We start from the raw sequence: 17,172 nt of genomic DNA, 5'->3' as shown, positions 1-17,172 counted from the left end.
CAGGAGAAACAATGTCCGTGCAGACGCTCATCGCTCCGACACCGCGCTGGTTGCCCGACCGCGTCGATCGGCGCATCCGCGTCTTCGCGTGGCTCTCGTTCCTCGCAGAGGTGCTCATCATCGGCACGGGCGGTGCCGTGCGACTCACCGGGTCGGGCCTCGGCTGCCCCACGTGGCCCAACTGCACGGCAGATTCGCTCGTGCCGACGCCAGAAATGGGCATCCACGGGGTGATCGAGTTCGGCAACCGAACCCTGACGGGGCTCGTCGGCATTCTCGCCCTCATCGTCGTCGTGCTCCTCTGGCGCCTGCGCCGTTCGCGCCGCGACCTCTTCGTGCTCGCCCTGATCGTGGTGGGCGGCGTCGTCGCGCAGGCGGTCGTCGGCGGGATCACGGTCTTGACGGGGCTGAACCCCTTCATCGTCGGCTTCCACTACGTCGCGTCCGTCGTGCTCGTATGCGTCACGGCGGCCTTCCTCGTCCGGATGCGGCAGGAACCCGGTCCGCGCGTCCTCGCCGTGCCGCGGTGGTACGCCCTGGTCGCTCGTGTCACGACCTTCGCCGTCGCCCTGACGATCTTCTTCGGCGTGCTCACGACGGGCGCCGGCCCGCACTCGGGTGACGCGGACGCGGGGCGCAGCGGCTTCAACGCCGAAGTGCTCGAGCATGTCCACGCGTGGCCCGGGTACATCCTGTTCGCGCTCACGGTCATCCTGCTCGTCGGCTCGTGGGCGCGGCGCTCGGCCGTTCCGAGCCTCGCTCTGTGGACGGCGCTGCTGCTCGTCGCCGAACTCGTGCAGATCGGCGTCGGCCTCTACCAGGCCCGCAACGGACTGCCCGTCCTCGCCGTCGGCGTGCACATGGTGCTCGCCGCCCTCACGGCCGCCGTGATGACCGTCGTCATCCTGCACCTCAAGATGCCGCAGGCCGCGATCGACGCCGAGCTCGCGACTCGCGCGCCCGAGGCATCCCGCCCCCTCTGACGCACCGCGCGCGGGTCTCCGAGCGCACGGTCCCCGACGGGCCACGATCCCCGACCGGGTACCGCGGGGACTGACCGTGCCGTGGCGACCTGACCGTGCCGGAAGATCCGACAGGCGCAGAGACCACCGGTCATCGACCGGGCATCCCTTCCCGAAGTCACCATCCGCTCTGCAGACGGACACACCAGCGCGTGGGTCGGCGACGGACCGATGCACCGGATGGTTCGGTGCGCGCACCAGCCGACGTCACGGATGCCCCGCATAGCGCGGCGAGCGTCTGATCCGCGGGCTAGAAGGGCAGTAGCGGGTCGACGGCGATCGCGACGAAGAGCAGCGTCAGGTAGGTGATCGACGCGTGGAAGACGCGCATGGGGCGGGGCTCGGTGCCCCGCACAGCGCGGCTGTACAGGCGGTGCGACTCGTAGATGAACCAGCCACCGAAGACGACGGCCGAAACCGAGTACACGAGTCCCATGTGCGCGACGGGGATGAGCAGCAGCGAGCACGCGACGGTCGCCCACGCGTACAGGATGACCTGCAGGCCGACCTGCGAGCCGTTGCGCGTCGCGCCCAGCATGGGCACAGCGACGTCTTCGTAGTCGACCTTGTACTTCATCGACAGCGGCCAGTAGTGCGGCGGCGTCCACAGAAATACGACGGCGAACAGGATGATGGGAGGCCACGCGAGCGACCCCGTGACGGCCGTCCAGCCGATCAGCACGGGGAAGCATCCGGCGATGCCGCCCCACACGATGTTCTGCTCGGTGCGGCGCTTGAGGATCATCGTGTAGATGACGACGTAGAAGAAGATCGCGCCGGCCGACAGCGTCGCGGCGAGCCAGTTCGTCGTGGCCAGCAGCCACAGCGTCGACACCACGGCGAGCACCCACGAGAAGATGAGGGCGCCACGCGGTGACACCTCGCCCGTCACGAGGGGGCGGTTGACCGTTCGCGCCATGTGCGCGTCGATGTCGCGATCGAGGTACATGTTGAACGCGGCGGCCGACCCGGCGCTCATCGAACCGCCGATGACGGTGGCGAGCACGAGCCAGAGGTTCGGCAGGCCGTTCTGGGCGAGGACCATGACCGGCACCGTCGTCACGAGCAGCAGCTCGAGCACGCGCGGCTTGGTCAGCTGCACATAGGCACGGATCGTCTGTCCGAGGGGGCGACGGGTGGCGGAAGTCGCAGTCGTCCGCAGTGTCGTCGTGTCCATCGCTCCCGCTTTTTCGCCCGCCAGAGAATCCCTCCAAGTCTAGGCCATGGGGCGTCCGCCCTCCCCCGCCGTGAGCGGGACGCCCTGCGTCGCGGTCGTATCGTCGCCGGTGCATGCGCCTTCGCTATGCTGAAACCACACGCGCGCCCCGCACCGGCTGTGTCTTCGCGGACGCGGTCTGCTTACCGGCTTCGGCGGGCGCAACCCCTCTTTCTGGAAGGCGGCCGGGTGTCGGATCTGCAGTGGGATGAAATCGATCGGCGCGCGGTGGACACCGCGCGAATCCTCGCGGCGGATGCCGTCGAGAAGGTGGGCAACGGCCACCCGGGAACGGCGATGAGCCTGGCCCCGGCGGCGTACCTGCTGTATCAGCGGGTGATGCGCCACGATCCGACCGACACAGATTGGCTCGGACGCGACCGCTTCATCCTCTCGGTCGGGCACTCCTCGCTCACCCAGTACGTGCAGCTGTACCTCGGCGGCTTCGGACTCGAGCTCGACGACCTCAAGAGCCTGCGCACGTGGGGCTCGAAGACCCCGGGTCACCCCGAGCACGGTCACACCGACGGCGTCGAGATCACCACCGGACCGCTGGGGCAGGGCCTGGCTTCGGCCGTCGGCTTCGCGTATGCGGCGCGCTACGAGCGGGGTCTCTTCGACCCGGATGCCGCGGCGGGAACGAGCCCCTTCGACCACTTCGTCTACGTCATCGCCGGCGACGGCGACCTGCAGGAGGGCGTCACGAGCGAGGCATCCTCTCTCGCCGGCCACCAGCAGCTGGGCAACCTGATCGCGATCTACGACTCCAACCAGATCTCGATCGAGGACGACACCAACGTCGCCTATTCCGAAGACGTCGCCGCCCGCTATGAGGCGTACGGCTGGGACGTGCGCACGGTGGACTGGAAGAAGTCCGGCGAGTACGTCGAAGACATCGCCGAACTGCACGCCGCAATCGAGGCCGCGAAGGCCGAGACCGGCAAGCCGTCCCTCATCATTCTGCGCACGATCATCGGCTGGCCGTCCCCCGGCAAGCAGAACACGGGCAAGATCCACGGTTCGGCGCTGGGCGCAGACGAGCTCGCCGCGACGAAGTCCGTCCTCGGCTTCGACCCCGAACAGTCCTTCGTCGTCGCCGACGATGTCATCGCGCACACCCGCCGGCTCGCCGAGCGCGCACGGGAAGACCGCGCCGCCTGGCAGGAGTCGTTCGACGCGTGGGCCGCGGCGAACCCCGAGCGCAAGGCGCTGCTGGACCGGCTTGAGGCGGCAGCTCTGCCCGAGGATCTGGCCGACGCGCTGCCGAGCTTCGAAGCAGGCAAAGAGGTCTCGACGCGCGCTGCGTCAGGCCTCGTCCTCAATACCCTCGCCGAGCACCTCCCCGAGCTGTGGGGCGGTTCGGCCGACCTCGCCGAATCCAACCTCACGACGATCAAGTCCGCCAAGTCGTTCATCCCGTCCGAGTGGTCCACGACCGAGTGGTCCGGCGACCCTTACGGTCGGGTGCTCCACTTCGGCATCCGCGAGCACGCGATGGCCGCGATCGTGAACGGCATCGTGCTGCACGGGCCCACCCGGGCGTACGGCGGCACGTTCCTCATCTTCAGTGATTACATGCGGCCGGCCGTGCGTCTGGCGGCCCTCATGAACGTGCCGTCGGTGTTCGTGTGGACGCATGACTCGGTCGCCCTCGGCGAGGACGGCCCCACGCACCAGCCGATCGAGCAGCTCGCGACGCTGCGCGCGATCCCGAACCTCGCGATCGTGCGCCCCGCCGACGCTAACGAGACCGCCGCCGCGTGGCTTGAGATCCTGCGGCGTCACGGGGGCCCCGCCGGCATCGCACTCACCCGTCAGAACATCCCGGTGTTCCCCCGCGGCGAGGACGGCTTCGCCACGACCGACGGCGTCGCCAAGGGTGCCTACGTGCTCGTGGACGCCCCCGACGGCAACCCGGACGTCCTCCTCATCGCGACGGGTTCCGAAGTGCAGCTCGCCGTCGAGGCGCGCGACACGCTCGCTGCCGAAGGCGTGCAGGCGCGCGTCATCTCTGCGCCGTCACTCGAGTGGTTCGCCGAGCAGGACGCGGCCTACCGCGAATCGGTCCTCCCCGCCGCCGTCAAGGCGCGCGTCTCCGTCGAGGCCGGCCTCGCACTCACGTGGCGCGACATCGTCGGCGACACCGGCCGCTCGGTCTCGATCGAGCACTTCGGTGCCTCGGCCGACTACAAGACGCTCTTCCAGAAGTTCGGCATCACCGCCGAAGCGGTCGTCGAGGCGGCCCGCGAAACCCTCAAGGAGAACGCATGAGCACTCCCACCCAGAAGCTGTCCGAAGCAGGCGTGAGCATCTGGCTCGACGACCTCTCGCGCTCACGGATCACGTCCGGCAACCTCGCCGAGCTGATCGAGACCCGCAACGTCACGGGCGTCACGACCAACCCCAGCATCTTCCAGGCGGCCATCGGCGGCGGCGCCGAGGCCTACAGTGCCCAGATCGCCGAACTCGCGGCATCCGGGGCCGACGTCGACGAGGCGATCTTCGCCGCGACGACCGATGACGTGCGCGACGCGGCCGAAATCTTCCGGCCCGTCTACGACGCCACGAGCGGTGTGGACGGCCGCGTGTCGATCGAAGTCTCTCCCGATCTCGCGCACGACACGGCAGGCACGATCGCGCAGGCCAAGCAGCTGTACTCACGCGTCGGGCGTGACAACGTCCTGATCAAGATCCCCGCGACGAAGGCCGGTCTGCCCGCCATCACGGAGGTCATCGCGGCAGGCATCAGCGTCAACGTCACGCTGATCTTCAGCCTGGAGCGCTACGCAGAGGTCATCGATGCGTACCTCGAAGGTCTCGAGCGCGCTTTCTCGGCCGATTTCCCCCTCGCATCGATCCACTCCGTCGCGTCGTTCTTCGTCTCGCGCGTGGACACCGAAGTCGACAAGCGGCTGGTCGAGATCGGCAGCGAGGAGGCGCTCGCGCTCAAGTCCCTCGCGGGCGTCGCGAACGCGCGCCTCGCGTACGAGCTCTACGAGCAGAAGTTCGCCGAGCCCCGCGCTCGCAAGCTCATCGAGCTCGGCGCCAACGCCCAGCGCCCCCTGTGGGCCTCGACCGGCGTCAAGGAGCCCTCACTCCCCGACACGCTCTACGTGACCGAGCTCGTCACCCCCGGCACCGTCAACACGATGCCCGAGAAGACGCTCGAGGCGACGTTCGACCACGGCGAGATCGCCGGCGATACGGTGACCGGAACCTACGAGGCCGCGCACAAAGTGTTCGCCGATCTCGCGACCGTCGGCGTCGACTTCGCCGATGTCACGCAGGTGCTAGAAGACGAGGGCGTCGACAAGTTCATCGCGTCGTGGCACGACCTGCAGCAGACCGTGTCCGATGCCCTGACGAACGCGAAGGAAACCCGATGAGCTTCGATATCCACCTCAGCGGCCAAGTCAAGTCCGTCGTCGAGGCCACACTGCCGGCCCTCGTCGAGAGCCTCGTCGCCTCGGGCATCACCGCGGGCGACCCCACCCTGTGGGGGCCCGCAGCCGAAGCCGAGGCGTCTCAGCGTCTCGGCTGGGTTCAGGCGGTCAGCGTATCGCGTCCGCTCGTGCCCGAGATCGAGGCCCTGCGCGCAGAACTCGTGGCGAAGGGCGTGACCCGGGTCGTGCTCGCCGGCATGGGCGGCTCCTCGCTCGCCCCCGAGGTCATCGCCCAGACGGCGGGCGTGCCGCTCGTCATCCTCGACTCCACGGCCCCCGGCCAGGTGCTCGCCGCGATCGACGGCGACGCCGAGGCCGGCGGTCTCGACCAGACCGTGCTCGTCGTGTCGTCCAAGTCCGGATCGACCGTCGAGACCGACTCGGCCAAGCGCGCCTTCGAGGCCGCGTTCCGCGACATCGGCATCGATCCGCTCGAGCGCATCGTCGTCGTGACCGACCCCGGCTCCCCGCTGGACATGGCCGCTCGCGCGGACGGCTACCGCGTCTTCAACGCCGACCCGACCGTCGGCGGCCGCTACTCAGCCCTCACGGCGTTCGGTCTCGTGCCGTCCGGCCTCGCCGGCGTCGACATCTCGGAGATCCTCGACGAAGCCGAGGCGACGCTCCTCGAAGTCTCGATCGACAGCCCGGACAACCCCGCGCTCGTTCTGGCCGCCGCGATCACCGGCTCCCAACCGCGCCGCGACAAGCTCGGTCTCATCACCGACGGCACGCACGTCGTGGGCCTGCCCGACTGGATCGAACAGCTCGTCGCCGAGTCGACGGGCAAGAACGGCACCGGCATCCTTCCCGTCGTGCTGCTGCCCGTCTCGCCCGAGGTCGAGAGAACGCCCGAAGACATGCAGATCGTGCGACTCGTCGACGAGGCAAAGCAGTTCCACCTGTTCGAGCACCACGAGGGCGAAGTGCTCGTGAGCGGCTCGCTCGGGGCTCAGTTCGTCGTGTGGGAGTACGCCACCGTGATCGCCGGGCGGATGCTCGGGATCAATCCCTTCGACCAGCCCGATGTCGAATCGGCCAAGATCGCCACGCGGGGGCTGCTGGACGCACGCCCCGAGCCGACGGCTCCTGCCTTCGCCGTCAACGGCGTCGAGGTGCGCGTCTCGGACCCCGAGCTCGCAGCATCCGGAACCCTCGCGGGCGTGCTCGACGCCCTGTGGTCCCGGATCCCTGCCGACGGCTACGTCGCGGTGCAGGCCTATGTCGACCGTCTGCGCCTGCCGCAGCTGCAGGGACTTCGCGAACTCGTCGCGGCCGATTCAGGCCGTCCGACGACCTTCGGCTGGGGTCCGCGCTTCCTGCACTCGACCGGTCAGTACCACAAGGGCGGCCCCGCGACGGGTGTGTTCCTGCAGATCATCGAGCAGACCGACGTCGACCTCGAGATCCCCGGACGGCCGTTCACCTTCGGTCAGCTGATCCAGGCACAGGCGGCCGGTGATGCGAGCGTGCTCGCCGACGGGCACGGACGCCCCGTCGTGACGCTCACGCTGACCGATCCGCAGGCCGAAGTGCTCACGCTCTTCGAAGCTGCCCAGTAGGAGCCTCCCCCCTATGACCGTGGAAGTCTCTCGCGGACGCAATCCGCTCCGCGACCCCGATGACCGCCGCTTGAACCGGATCGCAGGGCCCAGCGCCCTGGTGATCTTCGGGGTGACCGGCGATCTGTCGCGCAAGAAGCTCATGCCGGCGGTGTATGACCTCGCCAACCGCGGGCTCCTTCCTCCGGGCTTCGCCCTCGTGGGGTTCGCTCGCCGCGACTGGGCCGACCAGGACTTCGCCGAGGTCGTGTACGAGGCCGTGCGCCAGCATGCACGCACCGAGTTCCGTGAAGAGACCTGGCAGCAGCTCATGCAGGGCATCCGCTTCGTGCAGGGCGAGTTCGATGATCCGAAGGCCTTCGAGCGCCTGCGTGAGACCGTCGACCGCCTCGACGTCGAACGCGGCACGATGGGCAACCACGCGTTCTACCTGTCCATCCCGCCGAAGGACTTCCCCGTCGTCGCCGAGCAGCTGAAGTCCTCCGGGCTCGTCGATGACACCGCCGACCAGCCGGAGCGCTGGCGACGCGTCGTGATCGAGAAGCCGTTCGGGCACGACCTCGACTCGGCGCGGGCACTGAACGACGCGCTGCGCGCGGCGTTCCCGACCGATTCGATCTTCCGGATCGACCACTATCTCGGCAAAGAGACGGTGCAGAACATCCTCGCGCTGCGGTTCGCGAACGAGCTCTACGAGCCCATCTGGAACCGCAACTACGTCGATCACGTGCAGATCACGATGGCCGAGGACATCGGTGTGGGCGGCCGGGCGGGCTACTACGACGGCATCGGCGCGGCACGCGACGTCATCCAGAACCACCTGTTGCAGCTGCTCGCCCTGACAGCGATGGAGGAACCCAACTCGTTCGACGCGCGGGATCTGCGGGCTGAGAAAGAGAAGGTGCTCGCCGCCGTCACGCTGCCCGAAGACCTCTCGCGCTCGACGGCGCGAGGACAGTACGCGGGTGGCTGGCAGGGCGGTGAGAAGGTGCTCGGCTTCCTCGAGGAAGACGGCATGAACCCGCAGTCCACGACCGAGACGTATGCCGCCATCACGCTCGAGATCAACACGCGCCGCTGGGCGGGCGTGCCGTTCTACCTGCGCACGGGCAAGCGCCTCGGACGACGCGTCACCGAGATCGCCGTCGTGTTCAAGCGCGCTCCCGAACTGCTCTTCCCGTCGAGCCAGACCTCTGGTCAAGGGCAGAACGCGCTCGTCATCCGCGTGCAGCCAGACGAGGGCGTCACGATCCGCTTCGGCTCGAAGGTGCCCGGCGCCGGCGTGCAGGTGCGCGACGTCACGATGGACTTCGGCTATGGCCACGCCTTCACCGAGGCGAGTCCCGAAGCCTACGAGCGGCTCATCCTCGATGTGCTCCTAGGCGACCCGCCGCTTTTCCCGCGTCACGAAGAGGTTGAGCTCTCGTGGAAGATCCTCGACCCGATCGAGGAGTTCTGGGCGCAGCAGAGCGGCCCCGTGGAGCAGTACTCCCCCGGGTCGTGGGGCCCGCCATCCGCGGACGCCATGCTCAGCCGCGACGGACGAGCCTGGAGGCGCCCGTGATCGTCGATCTGCCCGACACGACTGTCAGCAAGATCTCCCGCTCGCTCGTCAACGTGCGAGAAGAGGGCGGTGCCGTGGCCCTCGGGCGCGTGCTCACCCTCATCATCCTCACGAACGAGCATGAGATGGAAGAAGCCATCGAAGCCGCCAACGATGCGTCGCGCGAGCATCCGATGCGCGTCATCGTGCTGATGTTCGATGAGGATGCCTCCGAGGCTCGGCTCGACGCGCAGATCCGTGTCGGCGGCGACGCCGGAGCGAGCGAGGTCATCACGCTCCGCGTGTTCGGCGAAGCCGGCTCGTCGAACCGCGAGAGCCTCGTGACGGGGCTGCTGCTGCCGGATGCGCCCGTCGTCGCGTGGTGGCCGAACGCGACGCCCGAGTCCCCCTCGCAGACCTCGATCGGCCGCATCGCGCAGCGACGCATCACCGATGCAGCGACCAAGACCGACCCGTCGAGCTTCGTCGCCCATCTGGGGCAGACGCACGCGCCCGGCGACACCGACCTCGCATGGACGCGTCTCACGCACTGGCGCGAACAGCTCGCCGCCGTCCTCGACCAGCCTCCGTACCAGCCCGTCACCGCGGTCGAGGTGCGCGGCGCGGCCACATCCCCATCGACCGCACTGCTCGCGGCCTGGCTGCGCCTTGCGCTCGATGTCCCCGTGAACTGGCAGTACCTGCCCGAGGACGAATGGGCCGAGGGCATCAAATCCGTGCGTCTCGCACGGGCTGACGGCGACATCCTGCTCGAGCGTTCGAGCCCGGCGGTCGCCTGCCTGACGCAGCCCGGCCAGCCGCAGCACGACCTCGTGCTGCCCCGGCGAACGCTGCGCGAATGCCTCGCGGAAGAGCTCCGCAGGCTCGGTCCGGACGTCCTGTATGGTCGAGTGATCACTGAGGGCTGGGCGCTCTTGGACACCGGTGCGACGCAGGAGATCCATGGCTGAGTTCGAGGGTGAGAAGCGGGTCGTCATCGCGGCCGACCCCGAGGAACTCGCGACCGCCGTCGCAACGCGACTGGTCACCCTGATCCTCAAGCGGACCGCGCGCGGCAAGACCGTGCACGTCTCGCTGACCGGTGGCTCGATGGGCGGCCGGGTGCTGAGCACAGCGGGTCAGGATGACCGCATGGCCGACATCGACTGGTCGCTCGTGCACTTCTGGTGGAGCGACGAGCGTTTCGTGCCGAACGGGCATGACGAACGCAACGACGTGCAGTCACGGCGCGCGCTTCTGACCGCGCTCGACATCCCCGCCGAGAACATCCACGCTGCCGCCGGCAGCGACGAGGGTATCGACCTCGACGCGGCGGCCGAGCGCTACGCTGCAGAGCTTGCGCGCTTCGGCACCCCCGAGCAGCCGTGGCCGTCGTTCGACGTGTGCTTGCTCGGCGTCGGACCCGACGCTCACATCGCGTCCCTGTTCCCCGACCGCGCCGAGATCCAGGTGACCGACCGCGCAGTACTCGGCGTGCGCGACTCGCCCAAGCCTCCGCCCGAGCGCATCACGATGACGCGACCCGTCATCAACGCCTCGCAGCGCGTGTGGCTGGTCCTCGCCGGCGCCGACAAGGCAGCAGCACTCGGACTCGCTCTCGCGGGGGCGAGCTACGAAAGTGTGCCCGCGGGGGGCGCCAAAGGCCGCAAGCGCACGGTCTTCTTCGTCGATGACGCAGCGGCGGGACAGGTTCCCCCCGAGCTCATCGACCGCGACTACTGACCGCGGCGCTCGCGAAGCTGCGAAAGCGCGTCACCGAGAAGGGCATCGGCCTCTTCTTCGGTACGGCGTTCCTTCACGTAGGCCAGGTGAGTCTTGTAGGGCTCGGTCTTGGCCAGCGCCGGCGGATTCGCCTTGTCGCGGCCGGCCGGAAGGCCCGAGTGCGGAGAGTCGATCGTCTCGGGAATCTCTTCGTCGGCGATGCCCGCCGCGAAGTAGCGGACGGTCTCATTGCCGAGGGCATCCCAATACGACACGGCGACGCGGTCGGCGTGGAAGCCGTGGTCCTGCTCGCCCATGGGGCCGGCACCTACGCGGGTGCCGCGGATCGCGTTTCCTCCGGAGGCCATCAGACGAGGCCCTGGAACTTGTTCAGGAGGCCCAGCGCCACGATCGACAGGAACCACGCGAAGGCGAGGATCACCGTGAACCGGTTGAGGTTGCGTTCGGCGAGGCCCGACGAGCCCATCGACGACGTCATACCACCGCCGAACATGTCGGAGAGACCGCCGCCGCGCCCCTTGTGGAGCAGGATGAGGAGGGTCAACAGGAGGCTCGTGATGCCGAGAAGCACCTGGAGGACGAACTCGAGGATCTGCACAGTCGTTGAAGCCTTTCGCCGCGATCTCCCAGCGATCGCACAAGGGTCAAGTATAGGGGGCGGGCGCCCAGGTATCGACAGGCGCGTCGGCAAAGTCGGATCGCCGACGGCGCCTGTCACATCATTCAGACACCGACGTGCTTCTGGAATCGGATGATTGCGGCGAACTCGTCGACGACGAGACTCGCTCCACCGACGAGAGCCCCGTCGACATCGGGTTCGCGCATGAAGCTCGCGATGTTGGCGGCTTTGACCGACCCGCCGTAGAGGATGCGTGTGCGGGCGGCGGCCTCGGCGCCCAGCTTCGCGGCCACGACCTGACGGAGCTGGGCGCAGACCTCCTGAGCCTGCTCGGGCGTCGCAGCCTGTCCCGAGCCGATCGCCCAGACCGGCTCGTACGCCACGACGATGTCAGCCTCGGGTGCGACGCCCTCGAGGGCCACCTCGAGCTGGCCGACGGGCACGGCGCTCGCGCCGAACTTTTCGAGGTCTTCGGACGTCTCGCCGACGCAGATGACCGGGGCGATGCCGTGACGCAGGGCCGCCTTCACCTTGGCAGCCACGATCTCGTCGGTCTCGTCGTGGTACTGACGCCGCTCGGAGTGGCCGATGATGACGTACGCGTTGTCGAGCTTGGCAAGGAACGCCCCCGAGATCTCGCCCGTGTACGCGCCCGAATCGTGCGCGGACAGATCCTGGGCACCGAGGGCGAACGGGATCTTGTCGGCGTCGATGAGGGTCTGCACCGTGCGGATGTCGGTGAACGGCGGGAACACCGCCACCTCGACCGACCCGTCTTCGTGCTTGGCGTCCTTGAGCGCCCAGTGCAGCTTCTGAACGAACGCGACCGCCTGCAGATGGTCGAGGTTCATCTTCCAGTTGCCCGCAATGAGCGGAGTGCGTGTCGTCACTGCCATCCGAGGACCTCCAGTCCGGGAAGTTTCTTGCCTTCGAGGAACTCGAGGCTCGCCCCGCCCCCGGTCGAGATGTGGCCGAACTCCTCGTCGGTGAAGCCCAGCTGCCGCACGGCCGCTGCGGAGTCCCCGCCTCCGACGACGGACAGACCGTCGACCTCGGTGAGCGCCTTCGCGACGGCCTTGGTTCCGGCAGCGAACGCCGGCATCTCGAAGACCCCCATGGGGCCGTTCCAGAACACCGTCGCGGATTCGCGGATGACGTCGGCGAACGTGACCGCGGTACGCGGACCGATGTCGAGCCCCATGCCCGAAGAGCCGTAGGGGGTGTCCTCGAGGTGCGCCACGTCGGCGACGACGTGCGCCGCATCCGCGGCGAACGACTCGGCCATGACGACGTCGACGGGCAGCACGAGCTGAACACCGTGCTGCTTCGCTGCGGCGATGTAGTTCTTCACTGTCTCGAGCTGGTCCGCTTCGAGCAGGCTGGCCCCGACGGAGTAGCCCTCGGCGGCAAGGAACGTGTACATCATGCCGCCGCCGACGAGCAGCCGGTCCACGCGCGGCAGCAGGTGCTCGATGACGCCGAGCTTGTCGCTCACCTTGGATCCGCCGAGCACGACCGTGTACGGCCGCTGCGGGTTCTCAGTGAGGCGATCGAGCACATCCACCTCGTTCTCGATCAGCAGCCCCGCAGCGCTGGGCAGCAGCTCGGCGAGCTCGTAGACCGAAGCCTGCTTGCGGTGCACGACGCCGAACCCGTCCGAGACGAGCGCGTCGCCCAGGCTCGCCAGCTGTTCCGCGAAGGCGCGGCGCTCGGCGGCATCCTTCGATGTCTCACCCGGCTCGAACCGCAGATTCTCGATCACGGCGACGTCGCCCTCTTCGAGGGCCGCGACGGCCTCGTGGGCGGAATCGCCCACGGTGTCGCGCGCGAACGCGACGGGCTTGCCGAGCAGTTCGGACAGCCGCTGTGCGACCGGCTCGAGGCTGTACGCGGGGTCGGGCTTGCCGCCGGGCCGGCCGAGGTGCGAGCAGACCACCACCCGGGCACCCTGGTTGATGAGGGCGTTGAGCGTGGGCAGCGAGGCTCGCACGCGGCCGTCGTCGCCGATCACGCCGCCCTTGAGGGGCACGTTCAGGTCGCAGCGAACGATGACGCGCTTGCCAGCGAGCGTCCCGAGCGAATCAATGGTGCGCAGGGTCATAGGACGATCCTAGAGACGATCGGCGACGTACTCGGTGAGGTCGACGAGACGGTTCGCGTATCCCCACTCGTTGTCGTACCAGCCGACGATCTTCACCTGGTTGCCCATGATGCGGATGAGGCCCGCGTCGAAGATGCACGAGTGCGGATCGGTCACGATGTCGCTCGAGACGATCTCGTCTTCGGTGTACTTCAGGATGCCCTTGAGCGGTCCCTCTGCGGCTGCCTTGTACGCCGCCTTGATCTGTTCGACCGTGACGCCGTCACGCGTCTCGATCGTCAAATCGGTGGCCGAGCCCGTCGGCACCGGCACGCGCAGCGCGAAGCCGTCGAGCTTGCCCTTGAGCTCGGGCAGCACGAGGCCGATCGCCTTGGCTGCGCCGGTGGAGGTGGGGACGATGTTGAGGGCCGCAGCACGCGCGCGGCGCAGGTCCCGGTGCGGGCCGTCCTGCAGGTTCTGGTCGGCCGTGTACGCGTGCACCGTCGTCATGAGGCCGCGCTTGATGCCGAACTCGTCGTTGAACACCTTCGCCATCGGCGCGAGGCAGTTCGTGGTGCACGACGCGTTCGAGATGATGTTCATGGTCGCGGGGTCGTAGTCCTGCTCGTTCACGCCCATGACGAACGTGCCGTCCTCGCCCTTCGCGGGTGCCGAGATGAGCACCTTCTTGGCGCCGCCCTCGATGTGCTTTCGCGCGTCGTCCGCGTTCGTGAAGCGACCCGTCGACTCGATCACGATGTCGACCCCGAGGTCGCCCCACGGCAGGTTCGCCGGGTCGCGCTCTTCGAAGACCTTGATCGTCTTGTCGCCGACCGTGATCGAGTCTGCGCTGTGCGACACGTCCGCGTCGAGTCGACCGAGGATCGAGTCGTATTTGAGCAGGTGGGCAAGCGTCTTGTTGTCAGTGAGGTCGTTCACCGCGACGATGTCCACGTCCGCGCCCTGAGCGAGCGCTGCGCGGAGGTAGTTGCGTCCGATGCGGCCGAAGCCGTTGATGCCGATCTTGACGGTCACGGTATCTCCCGTTTTCTCGTCGCGCCGGGGCCCGGATCGGCGTCCCTGTCACGCGATCTCCCTTGAACGGAAGGATGTTCCCACCAGCCCGCATGACGGGGCCACCGGGGCATCCTCGCCGCCTCCGACCCTAGCGCAGGGTGCACCCCGCGAGTAGGGCCGGACAGAAAAAACCGCCCGGCGCGGTGGCGCCGGGCGGTTACAGAAAAGCTCAGACGAGCAGACCTGCGGTCTTCTCGCGCGCCGTCGCGAAGCGACGCTGCACGTCGTCCCAGTTGGCGATGTTCCAGAACGCCTTGACGTAGTCGGCACGCACGTTCTTGTAGTCGAGGTAGTACGCGTGCTCCCACACATCCAGGAGCAGGAGCGGCACGGTGCCCGCCGCGAACTGCGACTGCTGGTCGAAGAACTGCTGGATGATGAGGTTCTCGCCGATCGAGTCCCAGAACAGGCCTGCCCAGCCCGATCCCTGCACGCCGAGCGCGGCTGCGCCGAAGTGAGCCTGGAACTTGTCGAACGACCCGAAGTGATCGTCGATCGCGGACTCGAGGTCACCCGTGGGCTTGTCTCCGCCGTTCGGCGAGAGGTTCTTCCAGAAGATCGAGTGGTTCGTGTGGCCGCCGAGGTTGAACGCGAGGTCCTTCTCGAGCTTGTTCACGTTCGAGAAGTCGCCCTTGTCACGCGCCTCGGCGAGCTGCTCGAGAGCAGTGTTCGCGCCGGTCACGTAGGCCTGGTGGTGCTTGTCGTGGTGCAGCTGCATGATCGTCGCACTGATGTGCGGCTCAAGCGCTGCGTAGTCGTACGGGAGGTCGGGAAGCGTGTAGGTCGCCATGTTCTCTTCTTCCTGTCGGCACCGTGAACGCGAAGGCGTCCTGCGGCGGGGGTGACCGTTTCATCCTACTGAGCCACAGCAGACCCGGCGGGGGCTTGCGGCGCATGCGCTCTGGTGAACCGGAGCGCGTCAGTCCTCGCCGCCGAGCGGAACGGCCGATTCGGTGCCGGGGATCTCGTCCTGTTCGGCCTTCTTGTCGGCCATCGCGAGGAGTCTGCGGATGCGGCCGGCGACGGCGTCTTTCGTGAGCGGCGGATCGGCGTGGTGCCCGAGTTCGTCGAGGCTGGCATCGCGGTGTGCGAGACGCAGCTCCCCTGCCTCACGCAGGTGATCAGGCACCTCGTCGCCCAGGATCTCGAGCGCTCGCTCGACTCGCGCGCACGCAGCGACGGCTGCCTGGGCGGACCGCCGCAGGTTCGCGTCGTCGAAGTTGACGAGACGGTTGACCCCGGCGCGCACCTCGCGACGCTGACGCATCTGATCCCAGTCCGCGGCCGCCCGGACAGCGCCCATCTCGGCCAGCGCGAGCCGGATGGCTTCGCCCTCGCGGACGACGACGCGCGGCACGCCGCGCACTTCGCGCGCCTTGGCGGGGATGCCGAGACGGTGCGCGGCACCGACGAGCGCCATGGCCGCTTCGGGCGCGGGACACGTGATCTCGAGCGCGGCCGAGCGGCCGGGGTCGCTCAGCGAGCCTGCTGCGAGGAAGGCGCCCCGCCAGATGGCGGCCAGGTCGGGTCGCGCGCCGGTCGTGAGCTTGTTCGGCAGGCCGCGCACGGGTCGGCGGCGCTGATCGAGCAGACCCGTCTGGCGCGCGAGCGTCTCACCGCCGTCGATGACCCGCACGGCGAAGTTGTTGCCGGAGCGTCCGCCGGAGCCCTGCACGTGCACGAGTTCGGGCCGCACGCCGTAGATCTCCATCAACTCACGGGCGACGCGACGTGCGAGACGGTCGGAGTCGAGTTCAGCCTCGACAGCCACGCGGTTGGCGATCGAGTGGAGCCCGCCCGAGAACCGCAGGAGCGCGGTCAGCTCGGCGACACGGGCCGACGGGCGCGGATCCCTCACGGTGATCAGTTCGGCCTTCACGTCGGCGGTCAGCGACACGTCTCTCCTCACAGATGGGAACGGGGACGATCGTCCAGCTTACTCTCGCGCGGAGTCGTCGACCGCCGCTCACTCCCTCCCGAGGTCGCGGTGCTTGATGCGCACGGCGACGCCGGAAACCTTCGACAGCCGGCTCGCGAGCTCACGCGACATCACGACCGAGCGGTGCTTGCCTCCCGTGCATCCGATCGCGACGACGGAGTGCCGCTTGTTCTCGCGCTGATACCCCTCGAGCACGGGCACGAGCGACTCGGCGTAGGAGTCGATGAACTGCTCGGCGCCCTGCTGGCTCAGCACGTAGTCGCGCACCCGTGGGTCTTCGCCCGTGAGGGCGCGCAGGTCCTCTTGCCAGAACGGGTTCGGGAGGAATCGCATGTCGGCGACGATGTCGGCGTCAGGAGGCAGACCGTACTTGAAACCGAAGCTCATGATCGTGAGCGTGTGCCGCGCCGCGCCTTCTTCGGAGAAGAGATCGACGACGCGCGTCGACAGCTGATGCACGTTGAGCAGCGACGTGTCGACGATGATGTCCGCCCGCTCGCGCACGGGCGCGAGTCGTTCGCGCTCCTGCCGGATGCCGTCGAGGATGGTGCCGTCGCCCTGCAGCGGGTGCGGGCGGCGCACCGCCTCGAAGCGTCGCACGAGCACGTCGTCGGATGCATCGAGGAAGATCGACCGGACGGGGCGGCGCTCGCGCAGCGTCCGCATCACCTCGGGAAGCTCGGAGAAGATGTCGCGGCCGCGCGCGTCGACGACGACGGCGACCTTGGGCAGCGCCTCACCCGCGATCTCGGTCAGATCGAGCAGGGGCTTGAACATCTGCGGCGGGAGGTTGTCGACGACGTACCAGTCGAGGTCTTCGAGCGCGTTCGCAGCCGTGGACCGACCGGCACCGGACAGCCCCGTCACGATCAGCACTTCACCGGCGTCACGCCGGGAATCGTCGCTCATAAGCCCCCCGTCCAGGAAC

Annotated in this window: 16 protein-coding genes; 7 read left to right on the top strand and 9 right to left on the bottom strand. The window is 68.3% G+C overall.

The window, feature by feature from the left end; all coding sequences use genetic code 11:
* The first annotated feature begins 11 nt into the window (after positions 1 to 11).
* Positions 12 to 983: a COX15/CtaA family protein gene (locus AC25YV_RS06400; protein ID WP_488123007.1), complete on the top strand. Its 972-nt coding sequence runs from the start codon at positions 12 to 14 to the stop codon at positions 981 to 983.
* A gap of 289 nt (positions 984 to 1,272) precedes the next feature.
* Here AC25YV_RS06400 and AC25YV_RS06395 read toward each other — a convergent pair whose 3' ends face one another.
* Positions 1,273 to 2,199, bottom strand: a complete 927-nt coding sequence (locus AC25YV_RS06395) for a heme o synthase (RefSeq protein WP_488123006.1) — start codon at positions 2,197 to 2,199, stop codon at positions 1,273 to 1,275.
* Positions 2,200 to 2,427: 228 nt separating this feature from the next.
* On the opposite strand from AC25YV_RS06395, the gene tkt reads away from it, so the two are divergent.
* From tkt to pgl, 6 genes are read left to right on the top strand one after another with little or no spacing between them, the layout of a single operon-like run.
* Positions 2,428 to 4,509, top strand: coding sequence for a transketolase (gene tkt, locus AC25YV_RS06390; protein ID WP_488123005.1), 2,082 nt, complete (start codon positions 2,428 to 2,430; stop codon positions 4,507 to 4,509).
* Entirely contained in the window at positions 4,506 to 5,624 is a 1,119-nt protein-coding gene (tal, locus tag AC25YV_RS06385; protein WP_488123004.1) for a transaldolase, read from the top strand. The genes tkt and tal overlap by 4 nt, the downstream gene beginning before the upstream one ends.
* Positions 5,621 to 7,243, top strand: a complete 1,623-nt coding sequence (locus tag AC25YV_RS06380) for a glucose-6-phosphate isomerase (RefSeq protein WP_488123003.1) — start codon at positions 5,621 to 5,623, stop codon at positions 7,241 to 7,243. The genes tal and AC25YV_RS06380 overlap by 4 nt, the downstream gene beginning before the upstream one ends.
* A 13-nt stretch (positions 7,244 to 7,256) precedes the next feature.
* Entirely contained in the window at positions 7,257 to 8,807 is a 1,551-nt protein-coding gene (zwf, locus tag AC25YV_RS06375) for a glucose-6-phosphate dehydrogenase (RefSeq protein WP_488123002.1), read from the top strand.
* The gene (locus AC25YV_RS06370) at positions 8,804 to 9,757 is read left to right on the top strand and encodes a glucose-6-phosphate dehydrogenase assembly protein OpcA (protein ID WP_488123001.1); all 954 of its coding nucleotides are present in this window, start codon (positions 8,804 to 8,806) and stop codon (positions 9,755 to 9,757) included. Before zwf ends, AC25YV_RS06370 begins: the two co-directional genes overlap by 4 nt.
* Positions 9,750 to 10,529 carry a 6-phosphogluconolactonase gene (pgl, locus tag AC25YV_RS06365; protein ID WP_488123000.1) on the top strand — a complete coding sequence of 260 codons (780 nt, stop codon included), beginning with the start codon at positions 9,750 to 9,752 and terminating at the stop codon, positions 10,527 to 10,529. Before AC25YV_RS06370 ends, pgl begins: the two co-directional genes overlap by 8 nt.
* Here pgl and AC25YV_RS06360 read toward each other — a convergent pair.
* The 8 genes from AC25YV_RS06360 to rapZ all read right to left on the bottom strand — a co-directional run bounded on the left by AC25YV_RS06360 (position 10,523) and on the right by rapZ (position 17,153).
* On the bottom strand, positions 10,523 to 10,876 hold the full coding sequence (locus AC25YV_RS06360) for an RNA polymerase-binding protein RbpA (protein WP_488122999.1): 354 nt from the start codon (positions 10,874 to 10,876) through the stop codon (positions 10,523 to 10,525). The genes pgl and AC25YV_RS06360 overlap by 7 nt on opposite strands.
* On the bottom strand, positions 10,876 to 11,127 hold the full coding sequence (secG, locus tag AC25YV_RS06355; RefSeq protein ID WP_488122998.1) for a preprotein translocase subunit SecG: 252 nt from the start codon (positions 11,125 to 11,127) through the stop codon (positions 10,876 to 10,878). Before secG ends, AC25YV_RS06360 begins: the two co-directional genes overlap by 1 nt.
* Positions 11,128 to 11,252: 125 nt before the next feature.
* Positions 11,253 to 12,044, bottom strand: coding sequence for a triose-phosphate isomerase (gene tpiA / locus AC25YV_RS06350; protein WP_488122997.1), 792 nt, complete (start codon positions 12,042 to 12,044; stop codon positions 11,253 to 11,255).
* Positions 12,035 to 13,249: a phosphoglycerate kinase gene (locus AC25YV_RS06345; RefSeq protein WP_488122996.1), complete on the bottom strand. Its 1,215-nt coding sequence runs from the start codon at positions 13,247 to 13,249 to the stop codon at positions 12,035 to 12,037. The genes tpiA and AC25YV_RS06345 overlap by 10 nt, the downstream gene beginning before the upstream one ends.
* A 9-nt stretch (positions 13,250 to 13,258) precedes the next feature.
* Positions 13,259 to 14,263: a type I glyceraldehyde-3-phosphate dehydrogenase gene (gene gap, locus AC25YV_RS06340; RefSeq protein WP_488122995.1), complete on the bottom strand. Its 1,005-nt coding sequence runs from the start codon at positions 14,261 to 14,263 to the stop codon at positions 13,259 to 13,261.
* A gap of 211 nt (positions 14,264 to 14,474) precedes the next feature.
* Complete coding sequence (locus AC25YV_RS06335; RefSeq protein WP_488122994.1) at positions 14,475 to 15,095, bottom strand: superoxide dismutase; 621 nt, start codon at positions 15,093 to 15,095, stop codon at positions 14,475 to 14,477.
* Between the two features lie 129 nt (positions 15,096 to 15,224).
* Complete coding sequence (whiA, locus tag AC25YV_RS06330; protein ID WP_488122993.1) at positions 15,225 to 16,202, bottom strand: DNA-binding protein WhiA; 978 nt, start codon at positions 16,200 to 16,202, stop codon at positions 15,225 to 15,227.
* A 69-nt stretch (positions 16,203 to 16,271) separates the two neighbouring features.
* Positions 16,272 to 17,153, bottom strand: coding sequence for an RNase adapter RapZ (gene rapZ / locus AC25YV_RS06325; RefSeq protein ID WP_488122992.1), 882 nt, complete (start codon positions 17,151 to 17,153; stop codon positions 16,272 to 16,274).
* Between the last annotated feature and the right edge of the window lie 19 nt (positions 17,154 to 17,172).

This window comes from Microbacterium sp. Y832 (genome assembly GCF_057669765.1).
This window is presented reverse-complemented; position numbering and strand designations above follow the sequence as displayed.